The sequence below is a fragment of the Ureibacillus manganicus DSM 26584 genome, from assembly GCF_000772945.1.
GTDB classification, from domain to species: Bacteria; Bacillota; Bacilli; order Bacillales_A; family Planococcaceae; genus Ureibacillus; species Ureibacillus manganicus.
The window spans coordinates 23,436-39,764 of the sequence record NZ_JPVN01000016.1 but is presented as its reverse complement, the minus strand read 5'-3'; the positions used below and the strand labels follow the sequence as shown (position 1 = coordinate 39,764).

Annotated in this window: 15 protein-coding genes; 2 read left to right on the top strand and 13 right to left on the bottom strand. The window is 35.5% G+C overall.

The annotated features are described in order from the left end of the window. Positions 1-37: 37 nt before the first annotated feature. Positions 38-868 (bottom strand): VanW family protein, encoded by an 831-nt coding sequence (locus tag CD29_RS13345; protein WP_036187792.1) that lies wholly within the window; start codon positions 866-868, stop codon positions 38-40. Positions 869-1,020: 152 nt separating this feature from the next. Here CD29_RS13345 and CD29_RS13340 point away from each other — a divergent pair, with 152 nt between their 5' ends. Both CD29_RS13340 and CD29_RS13335 read left to right on the top strand, forming a co-directional pair. Next, on the top strand, positions 1,021-1,845 hold the full coding sequence (locus CD29_RS13340; RefSeq protein ID WP_036187790.1) for an EcsC family protein: 825 nt from the start codon (positions 1,021-1,023) through the stop codon (positions 1,843-1,845). 152 nt (positions 1,846-1,997) lie between these two features. Further along, entirely contained in the window at positions 1,998-3,032 is a 1,035-nt protein-coding gene (locus CD29_RS13335; RefSeq protein WP_036187788.1) for a hypothetical protein, read from the top strand. 102 nt (positions 3,033-3,134) lie between these two features. On the opposite strand, the gene CD29_RS13330 is transcribed toward CD29_RS13335, so the two are convergent. The 12 genes from CD29_RS13330 to CD29_RS13275 all read right to left on the bottom strand — a co-directional run bounded on the left by CD29_RS13330 (position 3,135) and on the right by CD29_RS13275 (position 16,316). After that, positions 3,135-4,232, bottom strand: a complete 1,098-nt coding sequence (locus CD29_RS13330; RefSeq protein WP_036187781.1) for an ABC transporter ATP-binding protein — start codon at positions 4,230-4,232, stop codon at positions 3,135-3,137. 26 nt (positions 4,233-4,258) lie between these two features. Further along, positions 4,259-5,422, bottom strand: coding sequence for an N-acetylglucosamine-6-phosphate deacetylase (nagA, locus tag CD29_RS13325; RefSeq protein ID WP_036187778.1), 1,164 nt, complete (start codon positions 5,420-5,422; stop codon positions 4,259-4,261). 21 nt (positions 5,423-5,443) lie between these two features. Continuing rightward, positions 5,444-6,322 carry a MurR/RpiR family transcriptional regulator gene (locus tag CD29_RS13320; RefSeq protein WP_036187775.1) on the bottom strand — a complete coding sequence of 293 codons (879 nt, stop codon included), beginning with the start codon at positions 6,320-6,322 and terminating at the stop codon, positions 5,444-5,446. Between the two features lie 24 nt (positions 6,323-6,346). Beyond that, entirely contained in the window at positions 6,347-7,297 is a 951-nt protein-coding gene (locus CD29_RS13315; RefSeq protein WP_197061766.1) for a GNAT family N-acetyltransferase, read from the bottom strand. Between the two features lie 5 nt (positions 7,298-7,302). Next, on the bottom strand, positions 7,303-8,217 hold the full coding sequence (gene murQ, locus CD29_RS13310; RefSeq protein WP_036187770.1) for an N-acetylmuramic acid 6-phosphate etherase: 915 nt from the start codon (positions 8,215-8,217) through the stop codon (positions 7,303-7,305). 12 nt (positions 8,218-8,229) lie between these two features. Further along, positions 8,230-9,393 carry an exo-beta-N-acetylmuramidase NamZ family protein gene (locus CD29_RS13305; protein WP_036187767.1) on the bottom strand — a complete coding sequence of 388 codons (1,164 nt, stop codon included), beginning with the start codon at positions 9,391-9,393 and terminating at the stop codon, positions 8,230-8,232. After that, a complete protein-coding gene (locus CD29_RS13300) occupies positions 9,393-10,364 on the bottom strand; it encodes a carbohydrate ABC transporter permease (RefSeq protein ID WP_036187764.1) in 972 nt (323 codons plus the stop codon). Before CD29_RS13300 ends, CD29_RS13305 begins: the two co-directional genes overlap by 1 nt. Positions 10,365-10,378: 14 nt before the next feature. Continuing rightward, positions 10,379-11,347, bottom strand: a complete 969-nt coding sequence (locus tag CD29_RS13295) for a carbohydrate ABC transporter permease (RefSeq protein ID WP_235801839.1) — start codon at positions 11,345-11,347, stop codon at positions 10,379-10,381. 58 nt (positions 11,348-11,405) lie between these two features. Next, positions 11,406-12,743, bottom strand: a complete 1,338-nt coding sequence (locus CD29_RS13290) for a sugar ABC transporter substrate-binding protein (RefSeq protein WP_036187759.1) — start codon at positions 12,741-12,743, stop codon at positions 11,406-11,408. A 20-nt stretch (positions 12,744-12,763) separates the two neighbouring features. Next, positions 12,764-13,915: an anhydro-N-acetylmuramic acid kinase gene (locus CD29_RS13285; protein WP_036187880.1), complete on the bottom strand. Its 1,152-nt coding sequence runs from the start codon at positions 13,913-13,915 to the stop codon at positions 12,764-12,766. Positions 13,916-14,031: 116 nt separating this feature from the next. Then, on the bottom strand, positions 14,032-15,600 hold the full coding sequence (gene nagZ, locus CD29_RS13280; protein WP_036187757.1) for a beta-N-acetylhexosaminidase: 1,569 nt from the start codon (positions 15,598-15,600) through the stop codon (positions 14,032-14,034). Next, complete coding sequence (locus CD29_RS13275) at positions 15,597-16,316, bottom strand: PIG-L deacetylase family protein (RefSeq protein WP_036187754.1); 720 nt, start codon at positions 16,314-16,316, stop codon at positions 15,597-15,599. The genes nagZ and CD29_RS13275 overlap by 4 nt, the downstream gene beginning before the upstream one ends. Between the last annotated feature and the right edge of the window lie 13 nt (positions 16,317-16,329).

The window sequence follows — 16,329 nt, the reverse complement described above, 5'->3', positions numbered from 1 at the left end:
AAGGAAGCAGAATGATTGAAACGATATCATTCTGCTTTTATTTTACATGAGACTGCTTATATTCAAGATAAGGCTCATACATCATTAGAGCATGGTTTTCAGTAACGAATTCATCATCAATCAATTCACTATTTAAATTATAAACTTTACGGTGGATTTTATTGTGACGAATATAACTTCCCCAGTACTCAAATGATAATGAATGATCTTTTTCATATACCTCATAGGTTTTGGTAGCTCGAGCATCTGATCTCCATTCTCCTACTAAATGAGTATCTGTTAAATAAATGTGTAACTGATAAGTATTGTTTGTTTCATTTTTTATTTGTAAATCTAAGTAATTGTAAGAGCACGTTGCTCCACTACCAAATGGTTGGGTCCGATTGGAATCAGGGAATACGTCATAACTATGACGATAACGTTCAGTAACTGTAAGCGGTGTATGTAAAGTCATCCAATAAATTAAGTTCGATAACTGACAAAGTCCTCCACCAATCCCAACAGTTACCTTACCATAATGTAAAACCATCCCATCAACATACCCTTTTCGTTTTGTTGGATTTCCAATTAAACGCCAATAAGAGAAAGTTTCCCCTGGTCTAATGATGATTTTATTAAGTTGTCTAGCCGCTATCTTTAAATTGTTGATTTTATTGTATTGTAATTGCATATCAATATCTTTTAGTTGTCTTAATAGTAAAGATTGGTGACTAAACATTACATAAGATAAATTTTTATTTAATCTTGTTAAAGCGTATTTCTTATTTCCGTTGAACCATTCTATATAACGCTTGAATCGAAAATATTTTTTCCCAACAAATATTCGAAGCTGACTTCTCTTTATAGGTCTTAACGAAAGCATTCCCATCACCTCTTAAGCAATACTTTATCAAAAAATAACTCTAATGTAATTAGTTGGTTAATGGAAATAATATTTTGTATTACATAAATTAAGTATACGAAACTTAACGCAGTGTCATTTCGTATACATATGAAATGAATTAGCTAGGAGAATCGTAAATGGACTCTAAAGTGGAATTACAAAAATACTTAATGGAAATTGAAGCTTGGGAAGATGACCAAAAAGGATTATTCTTTTGGGAAAAACTTGGACGTCTCCCCTTCAAATTATTAGATAAAGTAACACCAAAATTTTTACAAGAGAAAATTGGAATATTGGTTAATGAATTAGGCAGCTATATTCAAACAGGCGGTAAATATTTAATAAGTGAAAAGGCAATGATAAAGAAAATTCGAAAAACTACTGTTCACTTAGAAATTGAAACAATTGAAGATGTTGCGAAAATGCCACTAAAGGATATGATAAAAGTAAGTGATGCACTTCAAGGAGAACGTGTAAAGTTTGCAACAGTTCAAGGTGCTTCTACTGGATTTGGCGGTATCTTTACATTGGTTGTAGACATCCCTGTAGTATTGGGTACTGCTTTAAAAACGCTACAAGAAATCGCAATCATTCATGGATATAATCCTAACGAAAAAACAGAACGTGTATTTATCGTAAAATGCATGCAATTTGCTTCTGCTGACATTGTTGGAAAAGAAGCAATTTTAAAGGAACTTGCAACGATGAATGAAAAGAAAAACACTTCAGAAGATATGATCTCTCAGTTAAAAGGCTGGCAAGAAGTCTTCTTTACCTATCGTGATCAATTCGGATGGAAAAAATTATTCCAAATGATTCCCATTGCAGGAATGATTTTCGGAGCCTTTGCAAATAAAGGGATGATCAAAGATGTTTCTGAAGCCGGAATAATGCTTTACCGAAAACGCCGTATATATGAGAAGTTGCATGAGTTAGAAAGTACGTCATTAATTAAGGAATAAGTCTTTTGAAGTTTGTCTGTATAGGCAAACTTCATTTATTTATTACTAGTCATTTGTTGAGTTACTTGTCTTGTTTTGGATATGGAGGCGAGCGTTCTCTAACATAAAGTTGGATTGCTCGACTCATATTAAACAAGAAAGGAGATGAGTTAATGTCAATCATTGATAACAAGCGTAATAAGAACAATTCATGTGGATGCAATACGAATACATCAAAACCGAAAAGCCATGAGGAAATTGCAAAGGAATTTTACCCGAAAAGTGGTCCAACATCATCAAATGGCCAACAAATCAAGTCCATCGTGGAATTCGCAAAAGAATTTGTTCCTAGTTTGATTCCGAAAACGGTTAAAAACAAATTAGCTGGAATGAACAATTCTAATTCGAATGCGGGAAGTAACATGCCTAAAGTTTCTATTGAAGAAATCGCTAAAGAATTCTTTAATAACCCGTCTTACAAAGCAAGTGGTTCTAATTCAAGCGCGGGTAAAAATACAAATGCTGTGACAGAATTTGCGAATGAGTTTTTATCAGCAAATACACAAGCAAATAAAAACTCATCCAATTCAGCAAATTTAAGTTCAAAAAATAAACAAAATGCTAAACAATCAAATAATAATACAAATGCTTTGACAGAATTTGCAAATGAGTTTTTAACTTCGAACTCTCAGGGTAACAAAAATACTTCTTCAAGCTCAGCTAAAAGTGCTCAAGTAAATTCTGTTAAATCAAAGACAACTTCAAGTGTGATCACAGAATTTGCGAATGAATTTTTAACTTCGAATACACAATCGAAGAATAATTCAAATTCGGGTTCATCGAAAAGTTCTCATACAAATTCAGCAAAATCATCTAATAATAAAAACACAAACGCTATTACTGAATTTGCCAATGAATTTTTAACAGAAACTAATGCTTTAAATAAAAATTCAGGTTTATCGAAATCGGCAAATTCTAGTTCATCAAAAAAACCAAATGTATCTAACTCAAAATCGAACACAAATGCCCTTACGGAATTTGCAAACGAATTTATCACTGCAAACGCAAATACGAAACCTAAAACTTCTAACAATAAGACATCTACTAGCTCAACAAACAGCACTAAATTGAAATCACAACAAGAAATTGCAAAAGAATTCATGCCAAAGCATGATAATGGTGCAACAATTGATAAGAAAAATAAATAAAGCATTGGCGTTGAGTAGGGTCTCCCCTACTCACGCCTTTAATTTGTACATAATTTGTAAGATAAAAGAAAACCTGGCTTGTTGGGTCGCCAGGTTCTTTCATTAAAAAATCCGATTTTCTGTATTCGCATCAAAAAAATGTGCTCTTTCCATATCAAATGCTAGTTCAATAATATCTAATGGTTTTACTGTTGCATCCGCATCGATTCTTGCAATAAAATCAGTACCGTTTAAATTCGAGTATAAGTATGTTTCGGAACCCATAAGCTCAGCCACTTCAATTTGTGCTGTAACTCTTGACCCTTTATGGTTCGCAATATCTTCAAAATTCGTATAAATATTTTCTGGACGAATACCGAGTATGATTTCATGTCCGATATATCCTTTTTCTTGTAACAACGTTCGTTTGCTTTCAGGAAGTTCTATTCGGATATCTCCTAAAACAAAACCTTCTTCCGTAAGCTTTCCTTTAAAGAGGTTCATAGCCGGTGAACCAATAAAGCTACCTACAAAAACGTTGTTTGGATAATCGTAAACATCTTTAGGAGTACCTACTTGTTGAATCAGACCATCTTTCATGACAACTAATCGAGTGGCCATTGTCATCGCTTCTGTTTGATCATGCGTTACATAAATAGTTGTTGTTCCTAACCTACGGTGTAGTTTTTGGATTTCTGCACGCATTTGCACACGTAATTTTGCATCTAAATTCGATAAAGGCTCATCCATTAAGAAAATTTTTGCATCACGAACAATGGCACGGCCAAGCGCAACACGTTGACGCTGACCACCTGATAATGCTTTTGGTTTACGCTTTAAATATTCTTCTAAACCTAAAATTTTTGCAGCTTCATTAACTTTTTCTTGAATTTCTTTTTTAGGCACTTTTCTCATTTGTAAACTGAAAGCCATATTTTCATAAACAGTTTTATGTGGATACAATGCATAGTTTTGAAATACCATGGCAATATCGCGATTTTTAGGAGCAACTTCATTCATTTTTTGACCGTCGATTTCTAGTAAGCCATCTGTAATGTCCTCTAACCCTGCAATCATTCGTAAAGTAGTTGTTTTTCCGCATCCTGATGGACCAACAAAAACAATGAATTCTTTATCTAAAATATGCAAGTTAAAGTCTTTAACAGCGACAGCTCCTTTATCATATTCTTTTGTAAGGTTTACTAATTTTAATTCCGCCATCGTTTATCCTCCAATCTATTATTCTCTTAATTTATCGAAAAACATAATTCACCAAGACAAAATGTATGCTGTATTTCAAATTCTTCATTGAGTAGTACCAAATCTGCATCTTTCCCTACTTGTAAACTTCCTTTTCTATCAAAAACACCGAGTTGTTTCGCTGCATTCATGGAACTAATCTTTTGAATATCGTGAATGGATAAATCACAAACATCCTTCATTAACTTCACACCATCAATCATGCGTAATACGCTACCTGCAAGAGTACCGTTTCGTAGTGTTGCTTTTGGCCCTACTACTGTTACATCCTGATCAGCTAAAGTATAGGTACCATCTGGCAATCCTTTTGCTCTCATCGAATCAGTAATTAAGATGATTCGATCTGATCCAATAAATTTGCCAATCATTTTTAACATCTTCGTCGATAAATGAACTCCGTCTGCAATCACTTCACAAAATAGGCTATTGTTCATAAAGCCTGCTCCTACAACACCTATTTCTCGATGGTGGAGCCCTGTCATGGCATTTGTAAAATGAGTTAAATTTGTTAACCCATGTTGTTGCGCTGATTCGATAATTTCAAAACTCGCTTTCGTATGACCAGCAGATGATAAAACTTGATGATTTTTTAAAAAGTTTATCATTTCAAAATTTGTATCTAGCTCTGGAGCAAGGGTTACGATTTTCAAACCATCTAGCTCGCTACCAAACCATTCTTTTACCATTTCTATAGAAGGTTTACGGATATACTGTAAAGGCTGCGCACCAGCTTGTTCAGGATGAATAAATGGTCCTTCTAAATGAAAGCCGAGCATATCAGCCCCTTTAAAACTATGATTTCCTATAAATTGTTGATTCAGGTTAATTGCATTCTGAATATGATCTGGAGAATGCGTCATGGTTGTTGCTAAAAAAGAAGTCGTTCCTTCGCTTGGTAAATATTGAACAATCTTCTCAGTTGCGTGTAACTTACCATCCATAAAATCTTCACCAATAGCACCGTGAATATGTTGGTCAATAAATCCTGGCAAAGCCAAGTTTCCATTGCCATCAAATTCTTCTCCATCGTAGTTTTCAATCGGCATTTCTGATATACGAGAGATTTTTCCATTTTGAATGAACACTTCTCCACGAATAACAGAACCATCTTCTAAACAAATTTGAAGATTTCTTATTAGTTTATCCGCCATAATGTTCACCTTCTTAAATGGTTAGTTTTTTTTCTTCAGATTTTGTTGATTTTGAATGGATTCAATCGCTTCTCTTGTCTCATCTAAATAATGAATAGTTGTATCATATTGTGTTGAAGCGACGGACATGAATAAAATATCCATCACATGTAACTGAGCAAGTCTTGACGATGTTGCTCCACTTCGAAAATTCGCTTCCCTGTTTGGTGAAGTGTGTAACTGAATTGAAGAAAGCTGAGAAATAGGCGTTTGACCATATTTCGTTAAGCTAATTGTTTTCGCACCTTTCTCATTTGCCAATTCAATAATTTTTTCAACCTCAAATGTACTACCTGAAAATGAAATTCCAAAAACAACATCATCTTTTGTTGCATTTGCGATAATCGTTGCTCCCATATGTAAATCAGTACTGGCAGTAGATGGCTTGTTAATTCTTAAAAACTTTTGTTGGGCATCTATTGCAGATATACCTGATGCGCCAACACCAAAGAAGTGAATGTTTTTCGCATTTACAATAGCATCTACAGCCATTTCTAATTGTTTACTATCGATTAACTCAGCTGTTTCACGTAAAGTTTGTACAGCTAAGTCAGTTACTTTTTGAATCGTAATAGAAACAGGCTCATTAGGCTTGATATCCCGGTTCGTTAATTCAATTTTACGGCCTAAGTCTCCAATTATTCGCAGTTTTAGCTCTTGAAAGCCTTTTAAATTCAACGATTTACACAATCTTGTTACCGCTGCTCCGCTTGTAAGACTCAATTCACCTAATTCAGAAACCGTCATCGTCGCAACTTGTTCTGGATGTAAAAGAATATAATCTGCTATTTTTTGTTCTGATGGAGGAAGTTGTTCCCTCATTTCTTTTAGTAAAATTAAACCACCATTTGATATCGCCATAAAATCAACCTTTCACTACTTAACTCAATTATTTGTTAATTCCTTTACCATAACGTGAAACTTTCGATAGGTTTTAAATCCATTCTTTAAATACAAATGTCCAGCTGAACTTTTTTCACTTGTCCATAAGAACCAGGCACCCTGTAAAGATTGTTTTCTCATTTCATGTAATGTATCGTGTAATAATATTTTACCTAATCCCTTCCCTTGTTCACGTTCATCAACACCGAAAGGACCAAATCTTTCACGAATTCCTTCATATCCACCATATAATGCAAATCCAACGACAATGTCCTGTTTTTTTGCGACTAGAATTCGCGAAGGATCCATACCCATTAAAATTCCTTCACGAATGGCTCTACCCCAATCTGCATTAAAATGTACATTTGCAAATTGTATGAGTTCATACAAATCTCCATCTTGTACTTTACCGAATGAATACCCTTCTAATTCCCTTTGCTTTTTCAGCTCTTTAATTTGTTCAGGATATACATAATCTATTAATGCTCGATGCATCGCAACAGGGGAATAGACTTTTCTAAATCCTTTTTTTAACAAGAAAGCAAATCCTTTTGGATACCGTTCTTCATCAATTCCCGGCACAAAATAATTTGGTGCATAAGAGGAGAAATACACTTTTTCTGCTCCTTCATTTTTTATATAGTCACACGCCTTTTCAAAAAGCTGATGACCAATATTAGCACGTTCATATTGTTGATGAACCATGAAAAATGTAATCCAACCTGTGTCACTTTCTAAATTTGTTCCTTCCATTGGAAGTTTTCTCGTAATGGCTAATACAGCTCCTACGATTTCCCCTTCTTCCACTGCTACAATAAGTCCCTTTGGATCAAAATTAGCATCTAACAATATTTGGTTTCGGAATCGGTTCTCATTTATCGGATCATGCACCAATACTTCATTCCATAATTGAACAAGTGCTGCTTCATCGCCATTTCGAAATGTACGTAACATGATTCTTATCCCCTCTCATTATTTGAAAGATTGATTGCTTGACGGACAAACCCATTGGATTTTGAAATGAGTTTTATGGCCTCAGCTTTTTTTTCGTTTGTTAATATCATGACAATTGCAAGTTTCACATTATATTCAGTTTCCTCTAACACAGCTTCCGCTGTTGAGTAGTCAACATTCGTTACTGTACAAACAATTTTCTTTGCACGTTCTTTTAATTTATAGTTACTTGCGTTTAAATCTATCATGAAATTTTGATATACTTTTCCGGTTTTTATCATTGAAGTGGTTGAAATCATGTTGAGTATCATTTTATGAGCAGTTGCAGCACGTAAACGTGTAGAGCCAGATAAGATTTCAGGACCTGTGACAACCTCAATTTGAATCGAAGCATATTTACTTATAATTGAATTTAGATTACTAGTAAGGCTAACAGTTGTTGCCCCACATTGCCCCGCATATTTTAATGCACCTATTACATAAGGAGTTCTTCCACTTGCAGCAATACCAATTACTACATCACTAGAAGTAAGCGATAAATTCTTTAAGTCGGTAGCACCAAGTTCTTCATCATCTTCTGCACCCTCCACCGCACGAAACATAGCACCTTCTCCACCTGCTAATATTGCTTGCACTAAATCTGGTGATGTACTAAAAGTCGGAGGACATTCAACTGCGTCTAAAATACCGATTCTTCCACTTGTACCAGCGCCAACATAAAATAATCTACCTTCATTTTGAAATGCCGTTACGACCTTACTTATTACTTCTTCAACTTGTGGTAATACACGTTGAACTGATAAGGCGATTGTTTGATCTTCCTCATTCATCACATTTAATATTTCTGTTATCGACATTTCATCAATTTGATGTGTCTTCGGATTGCTTTTTTCAGTTGTCAGAAGTGATATTTTGTCCATCGCTCCGCCTTCCTATCTATAGAGTAAATACTTAGCTCTTTTTTTGATAAATTCTTTCGTATCTCTTCTACACTTTTCTAAAAAGTTATCAATATTGCCTTCTAAAACGGACTTTCTTAGCAGTGCATTCCCAGCGAGCAGATCAAACATAGGATGCTTTAAACTTTCATATTTTAAAAATTCTATACGGTCTCCATAAATACTCACAATCGTGTTAAACACTTGAGTAAATGTACTTAATGGTTTAAAGTTTTGACGATCTAAAATATGCAATTGGATTCCTTCACATAGTTCATCTTTATATTTTTGATACGTTGGTTTGAAAGACGTAGCCCTAAAATGAACATTTGGTAATTTGAGGGCATTCAACCCGTCTTCTAACTTTACGCCGTTAATGAATGGAGCACCGATAATTTCAAATGGTTGTGTAGTACCTCTTCCTTCCGAAAGATTTGTCCCTTCGATTAAACAAGTGCCTGGATAAAGTAACATCATATCGATTCCCGTCGTATTTGGTGATGGTGTTATCCATGGAAGGTTAGTATCTGAAAAGTACATGTTTCGTGACCAACCTTCCATTAATACAACAGTTAAATCACAACTTATGGAAAATTCTTTGTTGAAATAACTTGCTAGTTCTCCAACGGTCATGCCATGACGATTTGGTATTGGATATAGTCCAACAAATGAAGTGAAATCTTCGGAAACTAAATTTCCTTCTACTTCAATCCCACCAATTGGATTTGGACGATCTAACACAATCATTTTCTTATTTGTACGTCGACATGCTTCCATCATATAAGCTAGGGTATAAATGTATGTGTAGTACCGTGCCCCGATATCCTGAATATCGAATATTACAATATCAACTTCATCCATCATCTTGTCGGTAGGTTTTTTAGAAGCACCGTATAAGCTAAATACAGGAAGATTTGTTTCCTCGTGAACCATGTTCGAAAACCTTTCGCCTTCTTTTGCATATGTTTTCAAACCATGTTCAGGTGCAAATAATGCTGTTAATTGAATACCAGGATGTTGATGGAATAACCGAATCGTGGAAACTAACTCTGCATTGGCACCTGTTTGATTTGTCAATAAACCGACACGTTTACCTTTCACTAAGTGAACATGTTGTTCTAAAAATACATCTATACCGAGTTTTACTTTTGTTCTCATTATTCTTTTACTCCACCAATCGTCAAGCCTTTTACGAAGTGTCGTTGGAATAAAATAAATACGATTATCATTGGAATTGCTGTTATTGCTGCACCACTCATAAGCAATTTAAAGCTTGCTAAGTTTGCATCTTGTAACGTTTTTAATCCTACTGGTAATGTGTAAAGAGCCTCATTATTTAAGACAATAATTGGCCACAGAAATGAATTCCAAACACTCATAAATGTAAAAATACCTAGCGCTGCAAGTCCTGGTTTAGCAAGGGGCAATACGACTGTCCAATACGTTTTCCATTCACTTGCACCATCCATTCTCGCTGCTTCTAATAACTCGTCTGGAATAGAGTACATGAACTGTCTCATTAAAAACACCCCAAATACCATTGCTAAATCAGGCAATATCAATGCCCAATGGGTATTCATTAACTCTAATTTTCCTACCATGAAAAATAGTGGAACAAGGGTAACTTGTCCTGGGATCATCATTGTTGAAATAATGACCCAAAAAATTAAGTTACGACCAGGAAACTTCTTTTTGGCTAATACATAACCGGCCATGGAGTCAAAGAGTAGAATCCCAAAAGTTACAATTACGGCAATGTATATACTATTAAAGAACCATTTTCCGACATCCTGTTTAGTAAATAAGTTTACAAAACTAGAAAAAGTATCCTCAATAATGTAACTCATCATGTCACGATGATATGTTTCTAACTCTATATCACCTGCTTTTGCAGCCTCTCGTGCTTCAGACCAATGTTCGAAGTACAAAGGTATACCCATCGGATACATTTTTGGCGGATTCGCATTAACATAAGATACAGGTCTTTCCATGTCTTGTGACTGGTAACTACTTAACTGGAGAGATGTCGAAAATACCCAGTAAAGTGGTAATAATGAAATAATCGCAAATACAGTTAGTAAAATATAGGTGATAATTTTGTTTATACTTTTAATCGGTTTGTTTTTCATTTTCGACCCTCCCCTTACTCATCATGTCGTAGTACTCTGAACTGGATAATTGAGAAGATGAGAATGATGACAAATAACACAACTGCTTGAGCAGAAGCTAGACCATATTCAAAATCTCGGAAACCAGTTTTATAGATTAAATGTACTAGCGTCTCAGTCGAACTACCTGGTCCTCCACCTGTCATCATGATGATTTGAGTGAATACTTGAAATGACCCTATTGTACTTAATAAAACGAGGTATAAAGTTGTAGGTTTAAGTAAAGGTATTGTAATATGAAAAAACTGTTTAAGACTATTTGCACCATCAATACGAGCAGCTTCATAAAGTGATTGAGATATGGATCCCATAGAAGCTAAATACATAATGATTCCAGTACCAAAAGGAATTAGACATGACATGATAATCAAAGCCCATAATGCAGTAGCAGATTGACCTAACCAGTTAATTGGTTCTACACCGAACCAGCTTAAAAAGTAGTTAAACAAACCAAAGTCATAGTTATACATCCAACGCCAAACCATTGCTATGATGACCATAGAAGTAACAGATGGTAAATAGAACGCTGAGCGGAAAAAGCTTTGTGAGATCTTGCCTAATCCGAAAATCATAACGGATATCACAAGAGCACTAATCACAGAAAAAGGTACAGTTACAACAGTAAAGAGTAGTGTATTTTTTAATGCAATACTGAATGCTTCGCTATTAAATACTGCTATGTAATTATCTAATCCTATAAAAATACTTCCGTTGAATCTATACTTTTGAAATGATAGTACTATTGCCCAAACTACTGGAAATGCGACGAACAACACAAACAGTATTAATTTTGGTAATAAAAACAAATAAGCACTGTAGTTTTTCTTCATGTCACGCCAAACTGTGTTAGGTTTTTTGTGCGACTTTTTCGCATTCTTAGTACCTTGTAAACGATTCTCATTCATATTTACTTCCTGTACTGGATCCAATTTCACTTGAGTCATTTCATACACCTCCTACAAATGAAGCAGGCATGCTTGTGCAATACCTGCTTCTTCATAATTATTTCAATAATTCGTCCACAGCTTTTTTCGCGTCAGCCATTGCTTGTTCAGCTGTTTTTTCACCATTAAATACTAATTGAAGTTGTGTTTGGATCGCTTCATCAATCTTTTTCCACTCTGGGTGACGAGGAAGCATGACAACTTGGTCAGACATTTCCATCGCTCTTGTCATCTCAGGGTTTTCTTTGAACGGATCCATTTCAGAAGAACTAATGCGAGCTGGGAAAATACCGTAATGTTGAGCCATTGTAAACTGCTCATCTGTTGAAGAAATAAATTTCATAAAATCAGCAACTGCTGCTTTTTTATTTGCATTGTCACCTTGGTTAAACATTAACCAACCGCCAACTCCACCAATTGTTACTGCTTCACCTGCATCACCAGTTGGGTATTCTGCTACCATAAAGTTCGTAGGGTACTTGCCTTGTGCTGCACCAATTGCCCAAGTTGCCCATGGTTGCATTGCAACAGTACGTTGTTCTTCGTTAGCCCAAGCTTGGAATGTACCACCAACATCAGAACCACCTAAAGTTTCGGGTGCTGCATCTTCTTTTAATTTCAAATCTGCTAAATCTTGAATCGCTTGTACTACTTTTGGGTCATCAAACGTAAACCCTGTCAAATCTTCATTAAGTGGAGATCCACCGTTTTTATAGAAGAATGGCCAAGCTTCATAGTATCCAGGTAAAATGTAAGTGGAGAAACCGTACACATCTGTTTTTCCATCTCCATCACGATCGAATGTTAAATCTTTTGCTGTTTTTAAAAATTCTGCATAAGTCCATTTACCATTTGCAGGTGGTGTAACGCCTCTTTCTTCAAATAAATCCAGGTTCAGAAGCATTGTGTGTAATGTAATTGAATTTGGAATTCCGTAAAGTTTTCCATCATACGAGTATGCATCTAGTGCATTTTCATAGAAATCTGCTTTTTCTTCTTTAGTTAAGTAAGCATCTAGTGGTTCAACCACACCTTGTTCGATATGATCAATACTTACAGAACTACCACTTATATCAACTGGTGCAATATCTGGCCAAGCTTGTCCGGCGATAGATACCCCAAGTTTATCGCCCATTTCAGCCCAAGGAACCTGAACCAATTCAATTTTAATACCTTCATTCGCTGCTTCGTATTCAGCAATTTTGCTTTCTAACCAATGATATTTGTTATCATCTTCATCTGGCCATCTTGGACCATCCCAAATTGTGATTGTTCCTTTAAACTCATCAGCATCGCCTACTTCTTCATTACTGCCACCACTACATGCAGCTAACATAGAAGCTGTTAAGCCTAGTGAAGCTAAAAGAAGTGTAGGTTTTTTCCATAGCTTTTTCATTTACTTTCCCCCTATTTGTTTTACCATGCAATTTTCCCCATAACCGTTTGTCTGTTTGCCCCTGTTGATGAAGGTAAGCTATTAGGAATTTTGTTGAAACCTAAAAACCCAAGAAGTGCAAAAACAAAAGCTTCCTTTGCATCATGTTGTATACCAAGTACATCTGTTTGTTCCACACGAATTGTTTCAGGAAGTAATTCTATTAAGTAGTTTAGTAGAGTAGAATTATGAACTCCACCACCACTAATAAAAACTTCTTTTACTTCGAATGGTTCAATTAAGCTTACAATCTCATTTGCTAAAGTTTTTGCTGTAAACATCGTCACCGTTGAAATTTTGTCCAATGGGGTAAGGTGATATTGGTCTCCTGCATCCCAGATACGCTCTGAGTATGCTTGACCAAACAATTCTCTACCAGTGCTTTTCGGAGCTGATTGTTGGAAATAGTCATTGTTGAGCAAATATTCCAAAAATTCAGCGTGAACAACCCCTGATTTGGCAAAATCCCCGTTTTTGTCAAAGCTTTGCTGTCCATTTGTATACTTAGACACGAAAAAATCAATGATCATATTTCCTGGGCCAGTATCATACGCAATGACATTTTGAGAACTTGCTTTATGCGGAACTACAGTTAAATTCGCAATCCCTCCGATGTTAACTAAAATACGACCCTGTTCTTCATGCTGAAATAAGTAATAGTCAGCAAAAGGAACTAAAGGTGCGCCTTGACCACCGGCAGCCATATCACGGGTTCTAAAATCTCCGATGACAGGAATCTTCGTTTTTTCAGCTAGTACCGAAATATCACCGATTTGTAACGTGTTTGGGCGGGCAAACTTTTCGTGATTGCAAACATTTGGTTCATGCCAAATGGTTTGTCCATGTGAACTGATTAAATCAATGGAATCGTATTCAATCTCCGAATCAACTAAAGCTTCTTTAATGTAAGTTGCATAAAGTTCACCTAAATACATATTCATTGAAGAAACTTTTTGAATTGATACATTTGGTTCCATTAATTCATGTAACTTTAGTTTTAGTTCGTTATCATACGGTATCGTAACAAAATGCTTTAACTCATATTCTAGTTCCGCATTTGTCATCGAAAAATCTACAATAGCGATATCTAGCCCGTCCAGCGAAGTACCAGACATTAAACCGCATACACGCATCGGTTTCACCTTACCCCTCCCTTAGCAAGCGCAAAACTTGCAAACGCTTACTAACATTTTATAAGGTTTAAAAAAAAATATCAACACAATTTTAAATAGTTGAAATATTTTTTCAGTCAAGATGTTGTAACGGGCAATTTTCCATTTAATTGAACATTCCCCACTAAATATTGGGAAACAACTTCGAAAGCAGGTTTAGTAAATTCATATGTGCAAATTAATCGGTTTGCCAAAGTGAAAAGACTTACATCATATGGAGAGCGGATAGCTACTACATCAACTAACTTTCCTGTTTTTATAATCTCGTTTACAAATTGCTCTTGTACAGTTTGTTGTATGGCACTTAAAGTTAATACAACAATGTGATCATATGATTGCACGACATTCGCAATCGTTGTAATTTCTTCATCATAAGAGGATGGATTAATTTCCATTACATCAACAAAAGAGTGAACTTTCTTTAATTGATCTGCCATTTCTATTGTTGAATATCGTTTATCTTCCACCATCATGGCATATTGATTTGTCGGATAAATTAATAATACCTTTTCATCTTTCTGTATGGCTTTTCCATTATCTTGGACAACCGTTACACCATCTAAGTAAATTTCTCTCATAGCATTTTTATGTTCCCCAGACCCAACATACGGTGGTACTAACTTAGTCACTTCTATTTCAGTCCAATTTGTGTAGTTATTAATCATATTTTCTATTCGACTAATTGACTCATCTATTTGTTTCTCAGAAATTTCACCGTTTTCAACTGCTTCCACGATTTTTAATATAGACTGCTCTTGTAAGGAATGGATATGCGAAACCATCACTAAATCAACACCTGCTTGAATCGCTTTTACTGCCCCATTTACTGTTCCGATTCCTTTTGCAATAGCATCCATTTCCATACAATCCGTCGTAATGACTCCAGCAAATTTCAATTCTTCCCTAAGTAAATTAGTAATCACTGACCGAGATAATGTCGCTGGCGTATTTTCTTCAGTTTCGAGAGCAGGGAAATAAACATGAGCAGTCATGATCGCATCTGCTCCTGCAGCGATACATTCTTTAAACGGAACTAACTCCACCTCATGTAATCGTTGTAAGTCGTGGTTAATAATTGGCAAGTCTAGATGTGAATCGACACTTGTGTCTCCATGTCCTGGAAAATGCTTTAACGTTGTCATCACTTTAGCTTTTTGCATGCCTAACATTGATTGTTTGGCAAACTCTGCCACTTTGTATTGGTCTTCACCAAACGAACGAACACCAATAACAGGATTTTTCGGGTTATTATTTACATCAACCACAGGCGCTAAGTTCCAATTAATACCTAATGCTTTTAATTCTTTTCCAGTAATAACACCTGCAGCATATGCATGTTGTGGATTGTCGGTTGCACCTAATAGCATAGCACCTGGAATAATTGTTGTTCCTTCTCCTAATCTACGAACAACACCATTTTCTTGGTCAATACAAATTAATAATGGTGATGAATAACCTGCTGCTTTAGCTTCACGTTGCAAACTTTGAGTTAAATCAAGAATTTCTTTTGGTGTTCCAATATTTCTACCAAACAGAATTATTCCACTTATGTGATACTCATGGATTAAAAATTTAATTTCATCTGACATAATAATCCCTTTAAAACCTGCAATTAATAAACGACCAACTTTTTTCTTTAAACTCATTTTGTACCTCCTGTTAGTGGGAAACCTGGAATATGACCTTCTTTTCTTACATGTAGTCCTTTAGAATTTTGTAAAGTTTGTGCATAGGTAGTTCTAGCTAAACAGCCTCTTACCGTACCTAATGCTTTATAGTAATCGTAATAACGGAAGCTTGAAGAATTCATAATGAACCAATAACTTGAAAGAGCTTCTAAATAAGCTTCAAAAGAATCTGTCACATCTACATAAATATCAGGTTCATAACCATCCATGTCCTCCCAATTTTCACTATGAAATACTCGGCGAAGTCCATGTGGTGGAAGACCCTCTAAATCAAATCCAGGCAAAGATGCCTTTAACCAAGCATCTTGAACGATTTGTTGGCAGAGTGCATGATCTGGATGCATACTATTCACCCAATGTGTAATCACAAAATCAGGTTTCTCTCTTCTAAAAATAGTTGCCACTTCTTTAATAATTCCTTCATTAAATGACAACTCAGCATCTCGATGATTAAGTGTGATACTCACTCCACCTAATATTGCTGCAGCTATTTCTGATTCTTTTATTTTTTGTTCACGATATTCATCAACCGTTAAATGGGCAGGTCCTCCTTTTTCTCCTGCTGTTAAATGTAAAAATGTTACTTTATATCCAGCTTGGGCATATTTATGTGCAATTGCTCCAGCTTGTATTTCACCGTCTCCACAATGCGCTCCAACTACCATTAAATGCATGACTAGTCCTCCC